The sequence below is a fragment of the Corynebacterium sp. sy039 genome, assembly GCF_007904105.1.
Lineage (GTDB): Bacteria > Actinomycetota > Actinomycetes > Mycobacteriales > Mycobacteriaceae > Corynebacterium.
Genome location: NZ_CP042325.1, coordinates 754,118 through 771,203, shown reverse-complemented (window position 1 = coordinate 771,203; position 17,086 = coordinate 754,118). Strand labels below are relative to the sequence as shown.

16 protein-coding genes are annotated in these 17,086 nt (G+C 46.4%); 3 read left to right on the top strand and 13 right to left on the bottom strand.

The window, feature by feature from the left end; genetic code table 11:
• Positions 1-65: 65 nt before the first annotated feature.
• Positions 66-1,184, bottom strand: a complete 1,119-nt coding sequence (dapE, locus tag FQV43_RS03490; RefSeq protein WP_146338899.1) for a succinyl-diaminopimelate desuccinylase — start codon at positions 1,182-1,184, stop codon at positions 66-68.
• A 271-nt stretch (positions 1,185-1,455) separates the two neighbouring features.
• On the opposite strand from dapE, the gene FQV43_RS03485 reads away from it, so the two are divergent.
• Entirely contained in the window at positions 1,456-2,772 is a 1,317-nt protein-coding gene (locus tag FQV43_RS03485) for an amino acid permease (protein ID WP_246846989.1), read from the top strand.
• A 51-nt stretch (positions 2,773-2,823) separates the two neighbouring features.
• Positions 2,824-3,807, top strand: coding sequence for a 2,3,4,5-tetrahydropyridine-2,6-dicarboxylate N-succinyltransferase (dapD, locus tag FQV43_RS03480; RefSeq protein WP_146338896.1), 984 nt, complete (start codon positions 2,824-2,826; stop codon positions 3,805-3,807).
• A 19-nt stretch (positions 3,808-3,826) separates the two neighbouring features.
• Here the strand turns inward: dapD and FQV43_RS03475 are convergent, their stop codons facing one another.
• From FQV43_RS03475 to typA, 9 genes are all read right to left on the bottom strand, one after another.
• A complete protein-coding gene (locus FQV43_RS03475; protein ID WP_144274486.1) occupies positions 3,827-4,234 on the bottom strand; it encodes a low molecular weight phosphatase family protein in 408 nt (135 codons plus the stop codon).
• A gap of 3 nt (positions 4,235-4,237) precedes the next feature.
• Complete coding sequence (arsB, locus tag FQV43_RS03470) at positions 4,238-5,317, bottom strand: ACR3 family arsenite efflux transporter (RefSeq protein WP_146338894.1); 1,080 nt, start codon at positions 5,315-5,317, stop codon at positions 4,238-4,240.
• 4 nt (positions 5,318-5,321) lie between these two features.
• The gene (locus FQV43_RS03465; protein WP_246846953.1) at positions 5,322-5,897 is read right to left on the bottom strand and encodes a GtrA family protein; all 576 of its coding nucleotides are present in this window, start codon (positions 5,895-5,897) and stop codon (positions 5,322-5,324) included.
• Positions 5,898-5,996: 99 nt separating this feature from the next.
• Entirely contained in the window at positions 5,997-7,097 is a 1,101-nt protein-coding gene (gene dapC / locus FQV43_RS03460; protein ID WP_146338890.1) for a succinyldiaminopimelate transaminase, read from the bottom strand.
• Between the two features lie 26 nt (positions 7,098-7,123).
• On the bottom strand, positions 7,124-7,441 hold the full coding sequence (gene fdxA, locus FQV43_RS03455) for a ferredoxin (RefSeq protein ID WP_144274478.1): 318 nt from the start codon (positions 7,439-7,441) through the stop codon (positions 7,124-7,126).
• An 87-nt stretch (positions 7,442-7,528) separates the two neighbouring features.
• Positions 7,529-7,936, bottom strand: coding sequence for a hypothetical protein (locus FQV43_RS03450; protein ID WP_144274476.1), 408 nt, complete (start codon positions 7,934-7,936; stop codon positions 7,529-7,531).
• 1 nt (position 7,937) lies between these two features.
• A complete protein-coding gene (gene mshB / locus FQV43_RS03445; protein WP_146340384.1) occupies positions 7,938-8,816 on the bottom strand; it encodes an N-acetyl-1-D-myo-inositol-2-amino-2-deoxy-alpha-D-glucopyranoside deacetylase in 879 nt (292 codons plus the stop codon).
• A 37-nt stretch (positions 8,817-8,853) separates the two neighbouring features.
• Positions 8,854-10,596, bottom strand: coding sequence for an ABC transporter family substrate-binding protein (locus FQV43_RS03440; RefSeq protein ID WP_146338888.1), 1,743 nt, complete (start codon positions 10,594-10,596; stop codon positions 8,854-8,856).
• A gap of 93 nt (positions 10,597-10,689) precedes the next feature.
• On the bottom strand, positions 10,690-12,603 hold the full coding sequence (gene typA / locus FQV43_RS03435) for a translational GTPase TypA (protein ID WP_144274472.1): 1,914 nt from the start codon (positions 12,601-12,603) through the stop codon (positions 10,690-10,692).
• Positions 12,604-12,824: 221 nt separating this feature from the next.
• Here typA and FQV43_RS03430 point away from each other — a divergent pair, with 221 nt between their 5' ends.
• Positions 12,825-13,358 carry a DUF402 domain-containing protein gene (locus tag FQV43_RS03430; protein WP_146340382.1) on the top strand — a complete coding sequence of 178 codons (534 nt, stop codon included), beginning with the start codon at positions 12,825-12,827 and terminating at the stop codon, positions 13,356-13,358.
• A gap of 69 nt (positions 13,359-13,427) precedes the next feature.
• Here the strand turns inward: FQV43_RS03430 and FQV43_RS03425 are convergent, their stop codons facing one another.
• From FQV43_RS03425 to FQV43_RS03415, 3 genes are read right to left on the bottom strand one after another with little or no spacing between them, the layout of a single operon-like run.
• On the bottom strand, positions 13,428-15,107 hold the full coding sequence (locus tag FQV43_RS03425; RefSeq protein WP_146338886.1) for an ABC transporter ATP-binding protein: 1,680 nt from the start codon (positions 15,105-15,107) through the stop codon (positions 13,428-13,430).
• Positions 15,108-15,122: 15 nt separating this feature from the next.
• Positions 15,123-16,118, bottom strand: a complete 996-nt coding sequence (locus FQV43_RS03420; RefSeq protein ID WP_146338884.1) for an ABC transporter permease — start codon at positions 16,116-16,118, stop codon at positions 15,123-15,125.
• Positions 16,111-17,037 carry an ABC transporter permease gene (locus tag FQV43_RS03415; RefSeq protein WP_146338882.1) on the bottom strand — a complete coding sequence of 309 codons (927 nt, stop codon included), beginning with the start codon at positions 17,035-17,037 and terminating at the stop codon, positions 16,111-16,113. Before FQV43_RS03415 ends, FQV43_RS03420 begins: the two co-directional genes overlap by 8 nt.
• Between the last annotated feature and the right edge of the window lie 49 nt (positions 17,038-17,086).

Sequence of the window (17,086 nt, the reverse complement as noted above, 5' to 3'; positions counted from 1 at the left end):
TATGCCCATGCACCTTATGCATCTCGTACGATACAGTTCCTAGCGACCACATAACTCAGGAGCTGCTAGGAAGTAAGATATGCGCTCAGTACGGTGGCCACCTCATCAATCATTGCCACCGGGCACTGCTCATCTTTCTTATGGCAAAAAGCTGGATCACCTGGCCCAAAATTGACTGCAGGAATTTTTAGTGCGGAAAAACGTGCCACATCAGTCCAACCGTATTTCGCACGGAAAACACCACCAGTTTGGTTAATGAGCTCTGCCACTACCGGCTGGTCAAGCCCAGGACGCGCACCAGGAACTGCATCATCAATCAGATATTCGACCCCTTGTGGCAGATCTAGCACACTGAGCATATGCTCTAGAGCTTCATCAACACTGCGGTGAGGCGCAAAACGAAAATTAACAAACATCCATGCATGGTCTGGAATAGTATTCGTAGCCACTCCTGATTCCATGTGCACAATGTTAAGCCCCTCATGATAGAGACAACCATCTACTTCTATTTCTTGATCACGTGTCTGCTGATAGTGAGCGATATTACTAATCACTGGTGCCAACACGTGCATTGCATTTGTCCCCAGCCACGAACGTGCAGAATGGGCGCGCTCACCATGAGCAATCACTTTCAGCCGGATCGATCCCTGACAACCAGCCTCAATAACAGAACCGGTCGGTTCTCCCAAGAGTGCAACATCTGCCTCCAACCATTGCGGATGAGCAGCCTCGATGTGCCCTAACCCATTGAACTCACTGGATACTTCCTCACCTTCATAACATACTAAGGTGAGGTCTTTTGTCAGAGTATCGCTATGGGCAAGCTTGGCAAAAGTGTGCAGATACACTGCTAATCCAGACTTCATATCCACACTGCCGCAACCAAAAATAACTTCACGCCCTTGCTTATCGACGCCAAGAGTAGAAGGTACATTATCCGCAATGGGCACAGTATCAATATGTCCGGCTAAGAGAACACGCTTACTCAAGCCGCGTTGTGTTCTTGCCACAATCGTATTGCCATGCCGATCAACCCGTATGTCATTGATTGACCGCAATGCAGCTTCAATAAGATCAGCAATGTTTTTCTCATGATGCGATGGGCTTTCCACATCCACAAGTTGACGAGTCAAATCAATAGGTGATGAATAAAGATCAAGTGCAGCATTAGAAGAAGTAGACACGTCTATCTAGTGTAGCGGTTTTGAGCACCACTTTAGGCACTACCAGGAATGTTAATGCAGAGTTGCTCGCTTTTACTCACAGTATTTTATAAACATAATGCAGATAAACTACGTAAAAATAGTTTTTTTACCGTATATCGGTTTATTCTCAATAGGTATGAGTAACAATAACGAAGTGCATGCTGGTAACGCACAGCCAATAAGCACCACACTGACTAATGCCAAAGATAGTTCTGAACTTGGCGCAGGTCTTAAGACTCGTCACCTCACCATGATGGGACTTGGTTCTGCAATCGGTTCTGGATTATTCCTAGGTGCAGGTGTAGGAATTAAAGCAGCAGGTCCGGCAATTCTCATTGCTTATATCCTCGCTGGCATTATCGTGGTATTCGTCATGCAAATGCTTGGTGAACTCACCGCAGCACGTCCTGTATCTGGCTCTTTTTCCGTCTATGCTGAACAGGCCTTTGGACGTTGGGCTGGTTTCTCCGTTGGTTGGCTGTACTGGTTCATGCTCATCATGGTTATCGGTGCAGAAATGACTGGCGCTTCGGCAATTATGTCCACATGGTTCGGATGCGACCCGTGGATACCTGCGCTGGTGTGCGTCGTCTTTTTCACCATAATCAACTTGGCGCGCGTCGGAGGCTTTGGTGAATTTGAGTTCTGGTTTGCTTTTATTAAGGTAGCTGTTCTTATTTTCTTCCTTGTTATTGGTACGCTACTGATTTTTGGGTTACTACCAGGACATGAATTCATTGGTACAAAAAATTTCCTCAGCGCTGGTTTTATGCCGCATGGCATAGCAGGTATTGCTACCGGACTTTTAGCTGTAGCCTTTGCTTTTGGCGGCATTGAGATTATTGCTATTGCTGCTGCAGAATCAGAAAAGCCTAAGGAATCCATTGCCGTTGCTGTACGTTCTATTATCTGGCGCATTTCCTTGTTCTATATGGGTTCCGTGCTCATTATCACTTTCTTGATGCCGTATTCCAGCATCCAAAGCTCCGGTTCGGCAGCGCAATCTCCTTTTGCAGATATTTTGCGTCTTGCTAAAATTCCCGGTGCCGCAGGTGTGATGGAAGTAGTCATTGTTCTTGCTCTGCTATCTGCCTTTAATGCCCAGATTTATGCAACCTCACGGTTTGTATTCTCTCTCGCTCAACGCAATAATGCACCAGCATTTTTTGCCAAAACCAATAAAGAGAATGTGCCGACAAATGCGGTGCTCTTGTCGATTTTATTCGCCTTTTTGTCCGTCGGGCTGCAATACTGGAACCCAGAAGGACTATTAACTTTCCTCCTTAATGCAGTAGGCGGTTGTTTGCTTGTTTTATGGTTTTTCATTAGCGCAAGTTACTTAAAACTTCATCCTGAGCTAGAGCGCAATAATGAAATAACTACAGTTCGTATGTGGCTCTACCCTTGGTTATCGATATTCACGTTGGTGGCATTAAGTGCTTTGACATTACTGATGCTTAGCGACGAAGGCGCTCGCCAACAAGTTGTCGCAGTAGCTATTGTATTTGGGACTATTGTGCTGCTCTCACTCCTCAGCAGGAAAAATACATCTGCTAAAGAAGCCTAAAGAATATGTCTATCACGCCGCTTTGGCGTGGTTTTGGCTAGAGTAGTCACTATGACTTCTGCTTATGCACTTGGTATTGCAACTGTTATTCATGACGGCACTGTTTTGGATGCGTGGTATCCACAGCCAGAACTTAACGCATCCGAAGCTACTGCTCACACAAACACCGAAACGCTCGAAGGCTCAGCCATTCCAGAGCATTTTCGCGAGCTTGTCGGGAAAGATTCCGATCGGTTAGTTACTCGCGTCGCCATTGCTACAACTATTGCCGATCTTGACGCGGCACCTACTGATGCGTACGACGCATACCTACGCCTCCATCTACTATCCCACCGTCTCGTTCGTCCACATGGACAAAACCTTGACGGTATTTTCGGACTACTCGCTAATGTAGTATGGACTAATTTTGGTCCATGCTCTCCGGTAGACTTTGAGCTTACCCGAGCGCGATTATCACGACGCGGCACAGTTACTGTTTATTCAGTAGATAAATTCCCTCGCATGGTTGATTATGTTGTTCCTTCAGGCGTGCGTATTGGTGATGCTGACCGCGTACGTCTTGGCGCCTATCTTGCAGAAGGCACCACTGTTATGCATGAAGGATTCGTCAACTTCAATGCTGGTACTTTGGGTAATTCTATGGTGGAGGGCAGAATTTCTGCTGGGGTCGTCGTCGGCGATGGCTCAGATGTTGGTGGTGGCGCCTCCATTATGGGCACACTTTCTGGTGGCGGAAAACAAGTTATTTCTCTTGGTCAACGCTGTTTATTGGGAGCAAACTCTGGATGTGGTATCCCGCTTGGTGATGACTGTGTCATAGAAGCTGGTACTTATGTTACTGCAGGTGCAAAAGTCGCTGTACGTGGTGCGGTAGCTCACGCTCTAGGCAGCGAAGATGGCGCATATGTCAAGGCGCTTGACTTGGCAGGTTCCAATAATGTGCTATTCCGCCGTAACTCTACTACTGGTGTGGTTGAAGCACTACCTTGGAAATCTCAAGCTGTTGAGCTTAATGCAGCTCTTCACGCAAATTAGTTTTGTACTTTCCTGATTATCAATGCCCTACCTCCGATAGGGCATTGATAAGTTGTTGTACCCTGTGCTCAATATCGTCAAGAATCATATTCATTCTGCGAATCCCCTCAATACCGTCTAAAGATGGTTCCACTGTGTTCCAGCGCTGAACCGGTATATGTGAGGGAACATCATAATGTGCTTCATTGCCTAAAAAGACCACCATATCTGCGTGGTCGAGGAGTTCTGCCCTGAGCGATTTTGGGTGTTCGCCTTCTGTTTCATATCCTCGTTGCCTAAGCACCTGCATTGAAAGTTCATTCAACGCTACGCCAGGTTTAACCCCTGCAGAAACCACCTCTATTTCAGGCGATAAAGTGCGCATAACGGCTGCTGCCATTTGAGATTTTCCAGCATTGCGCTGGCATACAAAGACAATTTTTGACATATTTTATTCCACCTCACTGCCCTGTGCTGCAGTAAACCGAGGTTGCAACCATAAGGCTACATACACTAACGCGACTAACACTGGCACTTCAATAAGCGGTCCCACCACTCCTGCCAATGCTTGACCACTGGCCACACCATATGTACCGATTGCTACGGCAATAGCTAGCTCAAAGTTATTGCCAGCTGCGGTGAAAGCAAGCGTCGTGGTTTTGGCATAACCAAGTTTGAGCAGCCACCCAATAAACATTCCTGCGCAAAAAGTGACAATAAAATAAATCAATAGTGGAATGGCAATGCGGGCAACGTCGAAAGGCCTATCTGTGATGCTACGGCCTTGTAGTGCAAACAAGATGACGATTGTAAACAGCAATCCGTAGAGAGCCCAGGGGCTAAGTCGAGGTAGAAAAATATGCTCGTACCAGTCTTTTCCTTTAGTTTTCTCCCCCATCACTCGTGTAATAAATCCTGCGATGAGCGGCACCCCAAGGAAGAATAATACGGAACTGGTCACTGACCAGAAAGAAAATTGCGCGCTTGTGGTTGGAAGTCCCAGCCATGATGGAAGAATCTGAAGATAAAACCACCCAAGTATTCCAAAAGCAATAACCTGAAAAAGAGAATTAATAAAAACAAGCACCGCTGCAGATTCACGATCACCACAGGCTAGATCATTCCAAATCATCACCATTGCAATGCATCGTGCTAACCCAACGATAATTAACCCGGTGCGATATTCGGGTAAATCGGCAAGGAAAATCCACCCGAGCGCAAACATAAAAGCTGGCGAAACGAACCAATTAAGAATAATGCTGGTGAGCATGAGTTTTTTATCAGCCAACACCTGATGAGCTTTGTCATAGCGAACTTTTGCCAGCACAGGGTACATCATCACTAAAAGTCCCACTGCAATGGGCAAAGAAACTTCGCCAATTTTTATTATCTCAAGCGCATGCGGTAGCCCAGGAATATAATGCCCTAAGAGCAGACCTGCGAGCATGGCTAGGCCAATCCAGAGAGGCAAAAAGCGATCTAATGTGGAAAGTTGCGCTGCTATTGGTTGTGTTTGTGATCGCAAAGACATATTTTTAGATTACCTGTGGGCTTTCTTCTATAGTTTTATCCATTGCCACCTGGTTTTGTGGTTTTCTAAAAGTCCACAATTTGTTGATGATAAAGTTGACTGGCATGGCAATCATCGTGCCTATGGCATTAGCCCAATATACTTTTGTTCTAAAACCGGTGGAATCATCAAAAATATGATCCGGTAAAGATATTGGCGATTGTGCATTCATCAGTAGCGTCGCCACAGCAGTGCTGACGATAAAAGCGGTAAATCCGGTCAAAAGGAATGGAAAGAAACCACGCCACCAACTACGCAGCGTTCTATCATTGAACGTCCACATTCTGTTGAGTTGATAATTCCATGTATTTGCGATCAAAAAGGCACATGCCATAAAAACGTGATACCAACGGACGTTGAAAGGTGTACCAAAGATATTAAAGAAGGAGTCATATTCAGAAATACCCCAGCCCCATTGCAGTAGTTTTCTGACTACAATCACTACAGCAACATTGACGAATACGCCTGAACCGCCCACAATCCCGAATTGGATGAGCTGTCGAAAATTACGCACAAATCGTGACAGATCCAGATCGGTCAAATGTATCATCCTTCCACACGAATAAAGTAACCCAGGAAACTTTACTCGCTCAAGGCACATTCAAGCCAATCACACGCAATATACACAGGAATTATATGATTAGGAACCTAATCGCTGCACTACCTGAGCAATATCCTCATCAGAACCAGTCAGCGCAATACGAACAAAGTTCTCTGCCTGCTCACCATAAAAAGAACCTGGCGCTACGACGATACCATGCTGTGCAAACCACCGTACGGTATCCCAGCAGTTCTCGTCACGAGTTGCCCACAAATATAGCCCCGCTTCAGAATACTCAATCCGAAAACCTGCTTGAGTCAACGCCTCAAGCAGGGCTTCACGACGCTTCTGATAACGCATTTTCTGCAGTTGTTCCTGCAAGTCATCATCGAGAGCTGCTGCCATTGCTGCTTGGTTAGGACCAGGCATCATCAACCCAGCATGCTTGCGTACTTCTGTTAGCTCAGCGATAAGTTGCTCGTCGCCAGCGAAGAAACCAGCACGATAAGCAGCAAGATTAGATGTTTTAGAAAGGGAATGAATTGCAAGAATGTTATCGTGATTACCTGCGCATACTCGCTCATCTAAAACAGAGAATGCTTCTCCTTCCCAGACAAGACCAAGATAGCATTCATCAGAGGCAATGATGGCGTTATGCTCACGTGCCCAAGCAATAAGCTGTTGCAATTTGTTAAGCGCAATTATCTCACCCGTAGGATTGGCCGGTGAGTTAATGAAAATCAAATCTACGTCGCGTGCAATATCTTCCGGCAACTCGCTAGGATCATCGCAACGGACTGGGGTTGCCCCAGCCATGAGCACTGCGACCTCATAGGTAGGATATGCAATGCTGGGAATGAGAACGTGCCCACGTATTCCCAGTAAAGTAGGTAATAACGCGATTGCTTCTTTGGTACCAATGACCGGCAGAACCCCTTTTACTTGTGGGCAATGAAATCGTCGTTCCAATGCTTTAATAATGGCCTGGCGTAATTGAGGGGTGCCAATCGTTTGCGGATAACCTGGTGCTGCAGCAGCTTGGCTCAAGGCAAGTTGAATACCTGGCGCAACCTCATCTATGGGAGAACCAACTGAAAGGTTAATAAGCCCATCTGGATGTGCTTGTGCTTGCGCCTTTATTGGTTCTAAGGAGTTCCAGGGGAAATCTGGAAGAAGAGAACCAAGTTGTGTGCGTGCCATGCTGCCTTGCCTTTTCTTTAGGTGTTTTACGCTTGCGGCGGTAGCTGCGCTACCAATGGTGGGTCAAAATCTTGTGGACCTAGTTTTGCCGCGCCACCCGGTGATCCTAGATCGTCGAAAAACGCTGCATTCGCATCATTGTAATCAAGCCATTCATCTGGAACATCATCTTCATAGAAAATGGCTTCTGTAGGACACGCTGGCTCACACGCCCCGCAGTCGACACATTCATCTGGGTGAATATAGAGGGAACGTTTTCCTTCATAAATGCAATCGACAGGGCATTCTTCTACGCAGGCCTTATCCATAACATCAACACAGGGCTGTGCGATTGTGTACGTCATTGGCTATTAAATCTCCAGTTCACACTGCTAAGGGATAATTATCATCACTAATATAGCAAATCTAGTTTTTACGCTACATCCATTATGTCATCTCTTGTACGTCAGCGGCGAACTACCACCAAGAACACCACATAAAAGCAGCACGACGCTACGTAAGCTAGAAGCAACAAGTTGATCACCGCTGACTTCTCCACAGATACTCAACACACAAAATGCCGCTACCCACACATATAGTGGTAATAAAGCTAGCGCTTTAGTTTTCGTCCATAACAACGCTGTCCGAGTCAATACTGCATTAAAAAAATAAGCAACAAGAATCATAAATGGTGCTGGAATCCCAGCGATATGCACACCGAGATACACTATTTCTAATAATGCAGAAAGCAATGAACCAAGGCATAGCCACAATAAGCCCATCACCTGTTCCCCGCGGCTAAAACCACTATAGGTATGCTTTTCAGTTACTTTTATGCTTTCCGACGCTTGCTCAGCCATTCTATAATCCTGCCATAACATCAGTGCATGGATAATCATTTATTTGCGCCCCAATTTGGTATTCCTCTGTACGCATAATTGGCCGCGCCAGACGATTTGTGAGCGCAAAAACTTCAGCTACAAGTGCGTGATCATGAATTCTTGCTTGATAGACAGTATCATGAACATCATTGCTCTTACCATCTGCGATGGCTAATTGTGTGGCGTGAGAACGCATTGCAGCGATTTTCTTTGCCACATCGCTATGCGTCAGTGCAACAGAAATATCATACTGCGATACACTTGCTAATTCTTCTATATCAGGTTTATGCCAGCCATCAGGAGCGTCGAAAGCTCTCAAAGCTAAGTCCAGTTCAGTTCTACCAGTTACTGCCCACAAGATACGAGGAATGGTTACTACTTGAGCCGCCTCATGCGTAATGTGGTGAGCACGAATATGATCGGGGTGTCCATAGCCGCCATCAGGACCATATGTGACAACCAAATCTGGCTGTTCATACTGGAAAATCTCACACAATTGTTGCACAGCATCCGCCCCAGAATTGATAAAAGCACGTGGATGGTCATTAGCTGGATCACCCTGCATACCCGAATCACGCCACTGCCCCGGGGCACCTAAAAATTGACCACGTACCCCCAGGATTTCCAGAGAACGATGGAGCTCATGAATGCGAAAACCGCCTAATTGGTCAGCATGCTCTGCTACTAACTGACCATATTTTTCCCCAAACACTTCCCCTTGTTCGCCAAGAGTACAAGTAACCACCAAGACATCAGCACCACGCCGCACTAATTGCGCTAATAAGCCGCCTGTCCAGATCGCCTCATCATCAGGGTGCGCATGTACTGCTACTACTTTCTTTCCGTCAAGATCCCCCATCATCACTCCTGTTCTTTTTGCACCATTACTTATAGATCTAATGCACATTCGCTAAAATTGTGTCCAGAGTTTGACTATTGCGCTGCCACAACTCGGTATCGGGTGCTGCATCTGTATGCGCAGCCACAAACTCTTGTTCACGAGCACTTACCCGTGTATCGCGCATAATACTTATCGACAATGCTTGTTCTTGTTCTACTTGATGCGCCCATTGCGTTATTTCTTCTGCACTACGCTCACCGACTATCGCGTTCGTAATGAACTCTTGAGCACTAGAATCGCAAAAATTACTAAAATTTGTCCCCAAAATTGCATTAGTTTGCGCTGAGTCTTCAACTACTGATTCTTTTTGTTCCTCTTCCTTAGAGTTGTACTCAGGAAAAAGTTGTGATGGCTGCGCCTGAAAAGCACACTGATACCTGCTCAACATATCAAAGTTCCGCCAACCGACAACGAGATCTACTTTATGCTGCGGGATATAGTCTTCTAGGAGTGTTGCCGTATCTGTGGTTATCACCGTGGCAGTATATCCTCGAGCAAGATACATATTCTTGAGAGTATTAGCGCTACGCTCCGCTACAGGATCTTCTGGATCGACCCCAATGCGAATACCAGAGGCCAATTCAGCTAATTCTGGAGCCAGTTGTGTTTGTTGTACCTCATCGGCATAATCATTGCTGCTTATGTCCAGATAATCGGTTCTACCTGCGGCAATTTTTGCTAATAGCTCAACGTCGATAAGCGAAAAAAGCTCTCTGCGCGTTTGAGCTGTCAAAGCAGCATTTGCGCTAATGCTAAGCTCTAAGTCAGTAGTGTATGTATTAAGCTGTGCCCCAGGAACTAACGCCAAGGAATCCGCCAAAGTTTGCGTAGGTGTTACATTGAGATAAGCGATTTGCTTTGACTGCACAAGTTCAGTGGCTTGATTCTCTAAGCGAATCTCACGGAAAATTAGTTTTTCTACCTGTGCTGGGTTTTCTCCCCAAAAGCGATCATTACGGTTGAGAATAATCACGCCACGCTGCCTATCGACGTCACGGATCAGGTACCGACCTGCCGAAACAGGAATCGTACTCGCAAGTGCTTCACTAAAAGTCTTGCCTCGTAAAATATGCGAAGGCAATAGTTGAGCAAAAAGACGCTGCCAATTCTCGACCCGATGATGAAAACTCACAATAACCGTCTTACCCCCATCAGCAGAACGAATATCTGCGATTTCTCGATATAACGCCGAATCAAGGGCGGACGGTGCATTGGTGATACGACGTGCCAGATATTGAAAATCAGAAACTGTAATGGGAGTACCATCACTCCACTGTGCCTCTGGTTGTATCCGGTACTGCACTGTCATGGCAAAAGGATTACCTTGATCGTCTTGTTGAGGCGCAATGACATCAGCTGAGCGCACAACATCGCGATTCATTACTCCATCTTGAAAAACACTAGGTAATACTAAAGAACCCAAAAGGCGAGTGAAATAACTATCATCGGCAGCCAAATGCGGATTGAATCCATGAAAAACTGGATCAATTCCGATAGTAAGTTCCGTGCTCTGTTCTTTATCTGATTTGCTGCGCGCAGCCTGAGCAGTGCTCGTCGCATTGCTGGTGCTTGGCAGCTGACTTGTTGCAGTATCATCACCACCAGGCCCATTAGGTTCAATGGGTGCCGCACCAGGATTAGCTGCACAAGATACCAGCAGCATAGCACTAAGACATAATGCCACAATCGACGATAGCGAAGAAGATACAGCCTGAGCACCAGCAGTCATACTGACCATAGTAACCCATCACAGAAAAAACTAGCTTGCTGCCAATACTATTTGTATTGCATCAAGCTAGTTTTGTTTCAGTTTTGTGCTTACTGCTTACTGTTACTTATTGCGAGCTTTTTCACGTGAGCGAGCACGAGCACGATCTGTAGCATTGAGAATAACTTTACGCACGCGCAATGCATCTGGCGTAACCTCAACGCACTCATCTTGACCACAGAATTCCATCGCCTCATCCAAAGACAAAACGTGCGCCTTGGCCAAGGTCACAGTGGCATCTGCAGTAGCAGAACGCATATTAGTGAGCTTCTTTTCTTTCGTAATGTTAATATCCATGTCTTCATCACGGTTATTAGCACCCACGACCATACCTTCATAGGCTTCCATACCTGGTTCAACGAAGAAGTTACCTCGATCAGCCAATTGCTGTAGCGCATACGCCGTGATTTGACCAGAACGATCCGCCACCAATGAACCAGATGCACGGTCTTTGATCTCGCCAGCCCATGGACGAGCCTCAATGGAATAGGAGTTTGCAATACCAGCACCACGAGTTTCAGTTAGGAATGTTGTTCTAAACCCAATCAAACCACGAGCAGGAACATCAAATTCCATGCGTACCCAGTCACCAGAAAGATTAGCCATCGCGGTCATTTGGCCTTTACGCGCAGCAAGTAACTGAGTAACTGCTCCCTGGAACTCACTCGGAGTATCAATCACCAAGTGCTCATAAGGCTCATGTACTTTACCATCTACTTCATGTGTCACTACCTGTGGCTTACCTACAGTAAGCTCAAAGCCTTCACGACGCATTGTCTCTACCAAAACAGACAATGCCATTTCACCACGACCTTGGACCTCCCAAGCATCTGGGCGTTCAGTAGGCAATACTCGAATCGACACATTACCAATGAGTTCTTGATCCAATCGCGCTTTCACCATACGTGCGGTAAGTTTATCCCCACCGCCACGTCCGGCTAAAGGTGAAGTATTCACACCAATAGTCATCGAAATTGCTGGTTCATCAACACTAATACGTGGCAATGCAACAGGATGCTCAATATCAGCAAGAGTATCGCCAATCATAATGTCTTCGATACCAGAAATAGCCGCAATATCACCTGCGATCATGGCATCATTAGTTGACTCGCGTTCAACGCCCACAGTGCGCAGCAACTCAGCGATTTTTACATTCTTAACCTGTTGGTTACCTTCTTCATCATAGTGAATCCATGCAACTTGCTGGCCTTTTTTCAACTGCCCCGCGTGGATACGCACAAGTGCAATACGACCAAGGAAAGAGGAGGAATCCAAGTTCGTTACATGCGCCTGCAGTGGAGCATCTACCGTTGCAGATGGCTCAGGAAGAACATCATAAATCACCTCAAATAGCGGCTGCAGGTCTGGGGAATCTGGCACATTTCCATTACCCGGATTAGTTGTTGACGCTTTACCCTCACGACCAGATGCATAAAGAACTGGCAGGTCAAGGAGCTGCTCTGCAGCTTCTGCTGCTTCTGGATCTTCAAGCGAGGAAGCAAGTTCTAACAAGAGATCTTGAGCTTCTTCAACAACCTCATCAATGCGTGCATCAGGACGATCAGTCTTATTAACCACAATAATCACTGGCATCTTCGCAGCAAGTGCTTTACCGAGTACGAAACGGGTTTGTGGTAGTGGACCTTCAGAAGCGTCGATAAGCAATACCACGCCATCAACCATGGATAGACCACGCTCTACCTCACCACCGAAATCAGCGTGACCTGGGGTATCAATGACGTTAATAATGAGGTCATTACCGTCTTTACCAGCGCCTTTTCTTCTGATGGCAGTATTTTTCGCAAGAATGGTAATTCCTTTTTCCTTTTCCAAGTCTCCGGAATCCATCACACGATCTGTGATTTCACCGTGCTCACCAAAGGCACCAGATTGTTCAAGCATTGCATTAACTAATGTGGTTTTGCCGTGATCTACGTGTGCAACGATTGCCACATTACGAAACTCTGGAAGAGTCAAAGGTATCTCCTGATTCTCAGCGCGGTACAAACCGCAATTTTTTTGATAATAGATAAGGCTCTACAGCGTTTTAACGATACTCTACGCAATAGGGTTTGTGCACATTGAAAAGCAATAAAGCCCAGAGTGCACCCCCTTGACACGCTCATATATACCCCTATTGTTAAACGAGAACTCTTATGTATCCAGAAGAAAACTCAGAAGAAAAAGATGTGGCACCAATGACTGACCTGCACCCTATTAAAAAAGAAATTTTTGACACTACTACACTCATCAATATCGACCCTAAAGGCATCGAACGCCAAGTTGATATTTTCCGCAACACAAACGACGGACTCTATATGGCACGCGGGGCAAATCACCCGCAATTCGGCTACTTAGAGAGTTGGTTATTGCCACGCGTTGGCTTACGAGCCAATATCTTTCACTATCGACCAAACATTGTCCGACGTGAAGACCTATATTTTGACTTAGTGAGCATAACTGAGCATGAGGGAATCTGGCAGACCCGCGATCTTTACCTCGATCTGTTATGGACTCGTGGTAATCCTGTGCGCATCGACGATGTTGATGAACTCATGGCAGCAATAGCAGCCGGGTTCATCGATGCCGTTGAAGCAGAGAAGGCAATCAATAATGCCTTGAGTGCCGTCGACGGCATAGCCAGAAATGATGATGATCCTTTGCGCTGGCTGAGTGCCATCGGTTTTAATGTGAGCTGGGCACAAGATGTCACACTCATGCCTGCTCAATAAAAGTATGACCGTCACGAGAACGCGACGATCATAATCTCCATATATGCGCAATGCTTTACGGCTCTAGGGTCAAGAGTTCTCAACCATACCGGTACCTAATTCAATGCCTAAACCGGGGACTGAATTAATCAAATCACGCGTGTAGTCTTGCCGCGGCGCGCTAAAGAGCTCATCCGCACTCGCCTGCTCTACGACAGCACCTTTTTGCATGACGACCACATGGTCAGCAGTCTGACGCACAACCGCCAGATCATGCGTAATAAAGAGGTAGCTCAATCCTAGTTCGCTTTGTAAATCAGCAAGTAACTGCAGAATCTGGTTCTGCACCAATACGTCCAATGCTGATACTGCCTCATCAAGCACAACTACTTCTGGTTTTAGGGCCAAAGCACGCGCAATAGCGATACGCTGGCGTTGTCCGCCGGAAAGCTCATTCGGGAATCGGCGCATCGTCGAACGCGGCATGGCAACCATATCTAAAAGTTCAGCAACCCGCTTTTCTCGTTCCTTACGCGAGCCAACTTTGTGTACCACAAGTGGTTCCTCGATACAGCGATAAATCGAATACATCGGATCAAGGGAACCATAAGGATTTTGGAATACCACTTGTAACTTACGACGCATATCAAAGAGTTCTTTTTTGCCTAAGGTAGACAAATCAGTTCCATGATAAAAAACTTTACCCGAGGTGGGATCGATAAGGTTGAGCACCATATTCGCTACTGTTGATTTACCAGAGCCCGACTCACCAACCAATGCCAAAGTGCTAGATTTATGCAATGAAAAACTGACGTTGTCGACAGCTTTGAGTTCTGCCTTATCACCACGTTGACCACGCACGTGGAAAGTTTTGCTGAGGTTTTCCACGCGGATAACTTCCTCGGTTTCTTCTGTGCTATCGCTACGCAAAAGCTCTGTGGTTTGCACACCTTGCGTCTGTGCTGCTTGGATACGAGCAGAAGCCAAGGAAGGGGCAGCTTGTACCAAACGCTGAGTATATGGATGTTGTGGATTGCGCAGAATTTCTAGACTTGGCCCCGACTCCACTATTCGTCCGCGGTGCATTACCACAAGATGTTCCGCACGTTCTGCCGCCAAACCAAGATCATGAGTAATAAACAGCACTGCTGTACCCATTTCTTTGGTCAAAGTATCCAAGTGGTCGAGGATACGACGCTGCACTGTCACATCAAGTGCTGATGTCGGTTCGTCGGCAATGAGCAGCTTGGGATGAGCTGCAAGTCCCATGGCTATGAGGGAGCGTTGGCGCATACCTCCAGAGAATTCATGTGGATATTGCTTCGCCCGACGCTGAGCATCAGGTAGTCCTGCCTGGTCTAAGAGTTCAAGCACGCGTTGGTTCATCTGCTCACGTGGCACTACTTCATTAGCAGTGAGTGCTTCCTTGATCTGCGTACCAATGCGCCATACTGGGTTGAGGTTACTCATTGGGTCTTGAGGGACAAGTCCGATATGAGAACCACGATAAGCAATCATTTCTTTATTGGAGAGGTGGGCGATATTTTTTCCTTCATAGCAGATCTCGCCACTGGTGACTTTGCCTGTTCCAGGTAATAAACCAATGATTGACATGGCAGTTGTGGATTTACCTGAACCAGATTCTCCCACAATTGCAATGGACTGACCAGGGTAAATGCTTAGGTTTACCCCTCGTACTGCTTCTACGGTTCCAGTGGTAGAGCTAAAAGAAATATGGAGGTCTTTAAGCTCAACTAAAGGTTGTGTCATGGTTATCCTCCTCGGTTATTTCTTTCGGCTCTTCGGATCAAGTGCATCTCGAACGACATCACCCATCATGATGAAGCTCAATACAGTAAGCCCCAGTGCCACTGCTGGATAGAACAACACCATTGGCTGACTGCGTAACGACGATTGTGCCTTAGAAATATCTGCACCCCAGGACACAATGGTAGGTGGCAAACCAATGCCCAAGAATGACAAGGTAGCTTCTGCCACAATAAAAGTTCCTAGTGCGACTGTTGCGTACACAATAATAGGAGCGGCAGCATTGGGCAGAATGTGGCTGCAGAGTCTACGCAGCGGGGATGCTCCTACGGCTTTAGCTGCGGTAACAAATTCTTCATTTTTTACACTCATCACTGCGCCACGAGTAATACGAGCGATACTTGTCCATCCAAAAAGCGCTAACACGACGACCACTGTGATAATGGTGCGGTGTTCCTTAAACATTTGCATTACGACGATTGCTGCAAGCACCAGGGGTACGGCATAGAAAATATCGACTATCCGAGACAACACAGAGTCGATAACGCCGCCAAAGAAACCGGCTAGTGCCCCAATGATAGTGCCGATACACACTACTGCTACTGTGGTGAGGATTCCGACCAAAACAGATGCGCGTGCACCATAAATTGTCCGAGCGTAAATGTCGCAGCCTTGGCGATCAAAGCCAAAGGGGTGTCCGGAACGTGGCGCGTCGAGTGAGTTTGCAAGTTCACAGAATGTTGGGTCGGTTCGGGAAAATACCTGTGGGAATAATGCCATGACAATGGCAATAAAGATAAGTATTGCTGATATCCAAAACAGCGGACGACGTCGTAAGTAGCGCCATGCTTCTGCCCACATTGAACGTGGTGCACTGTCATCGACAACTGCGTCTACTGCCCCTAGTCCTGTTTCATCTGTATCGGCAACAAAACGCTCTTGCCCTGGCAATGTATGAGCATTATCTGAGGTAGGAAGGTCTTTTTCATAAGAGGTATGAGGTATATTAGGCATAGCGAATCCTTGGATCTAGCACGGCATAGAGCAAATCAACAAGCAAATTGGCAACGATATACACGATGACCAACACGGTGGTAAACGACACTACAGTTGTTGGCTCTCCTTTAAGAATTGCTTGGTAAATGGCACCACCAACACCGTTAATACCGAAAATACCCTCGGTGATAATTGCCCCTCCCATAAGCGCTCCCAAATCAGATCCCAAGAAAGTAACCACGGGAATCAGAGAGTTACGCAAAATATGTCTGGACACTACATCTTTTTCTTTTAATCCCTTTGCTCTCGCTGTGCGCACATAATCTGCCCGGATATTTTCACTCACTGACTGCCGAGTCAAGCGCACCACATAGGCAAAGGACAATAGCCCTAGCACTAATGCAGGCATGAGCAATGCTGTTAATGATTTATTAGAACCAACTGTTACTGGCAATAATTCCCACTTAACTCCAATGAGAAATTGGAATACAAAACCCACCACAAAGGAAGGCACAGCAATGACGATAAGGGAGATTACTAGCACTGTGGAATCAAAAATACCGCCACGACGCATTCCAGCAATTACGCCGAAGAACACCCCAAAAATGGCCTCAAAAACTAATGCCATAAGTGCTAACTTGATGGTCACGGGAAAGGCATTAGCCATTGCTTCTGCTACTGGTCTTCCGGAGAAAGTAGTGCCGAAGTCTAATTGAAAAGTACCCTTAATATAGAGCAAATATTGCACGATAAATGGTTTGTCCAAGTTATATTCAGCTCTGATTCGTGCTTCTGCTGCGGGAGATAAAGCACGATCGCCGCCAAGAGCCGCAACAGGATCACCCGGCATAAAAAACACCAGTGCATATAGTAAGAATGTTGCCCCAAAGAACACGGGGATCATCTGGAGCAGTCGACGCCCAATATAGCGCAGCATAAGGTTCCTAACCCCTTTTTCTTCTCTGTCCTCTATGAAACACAGCAAC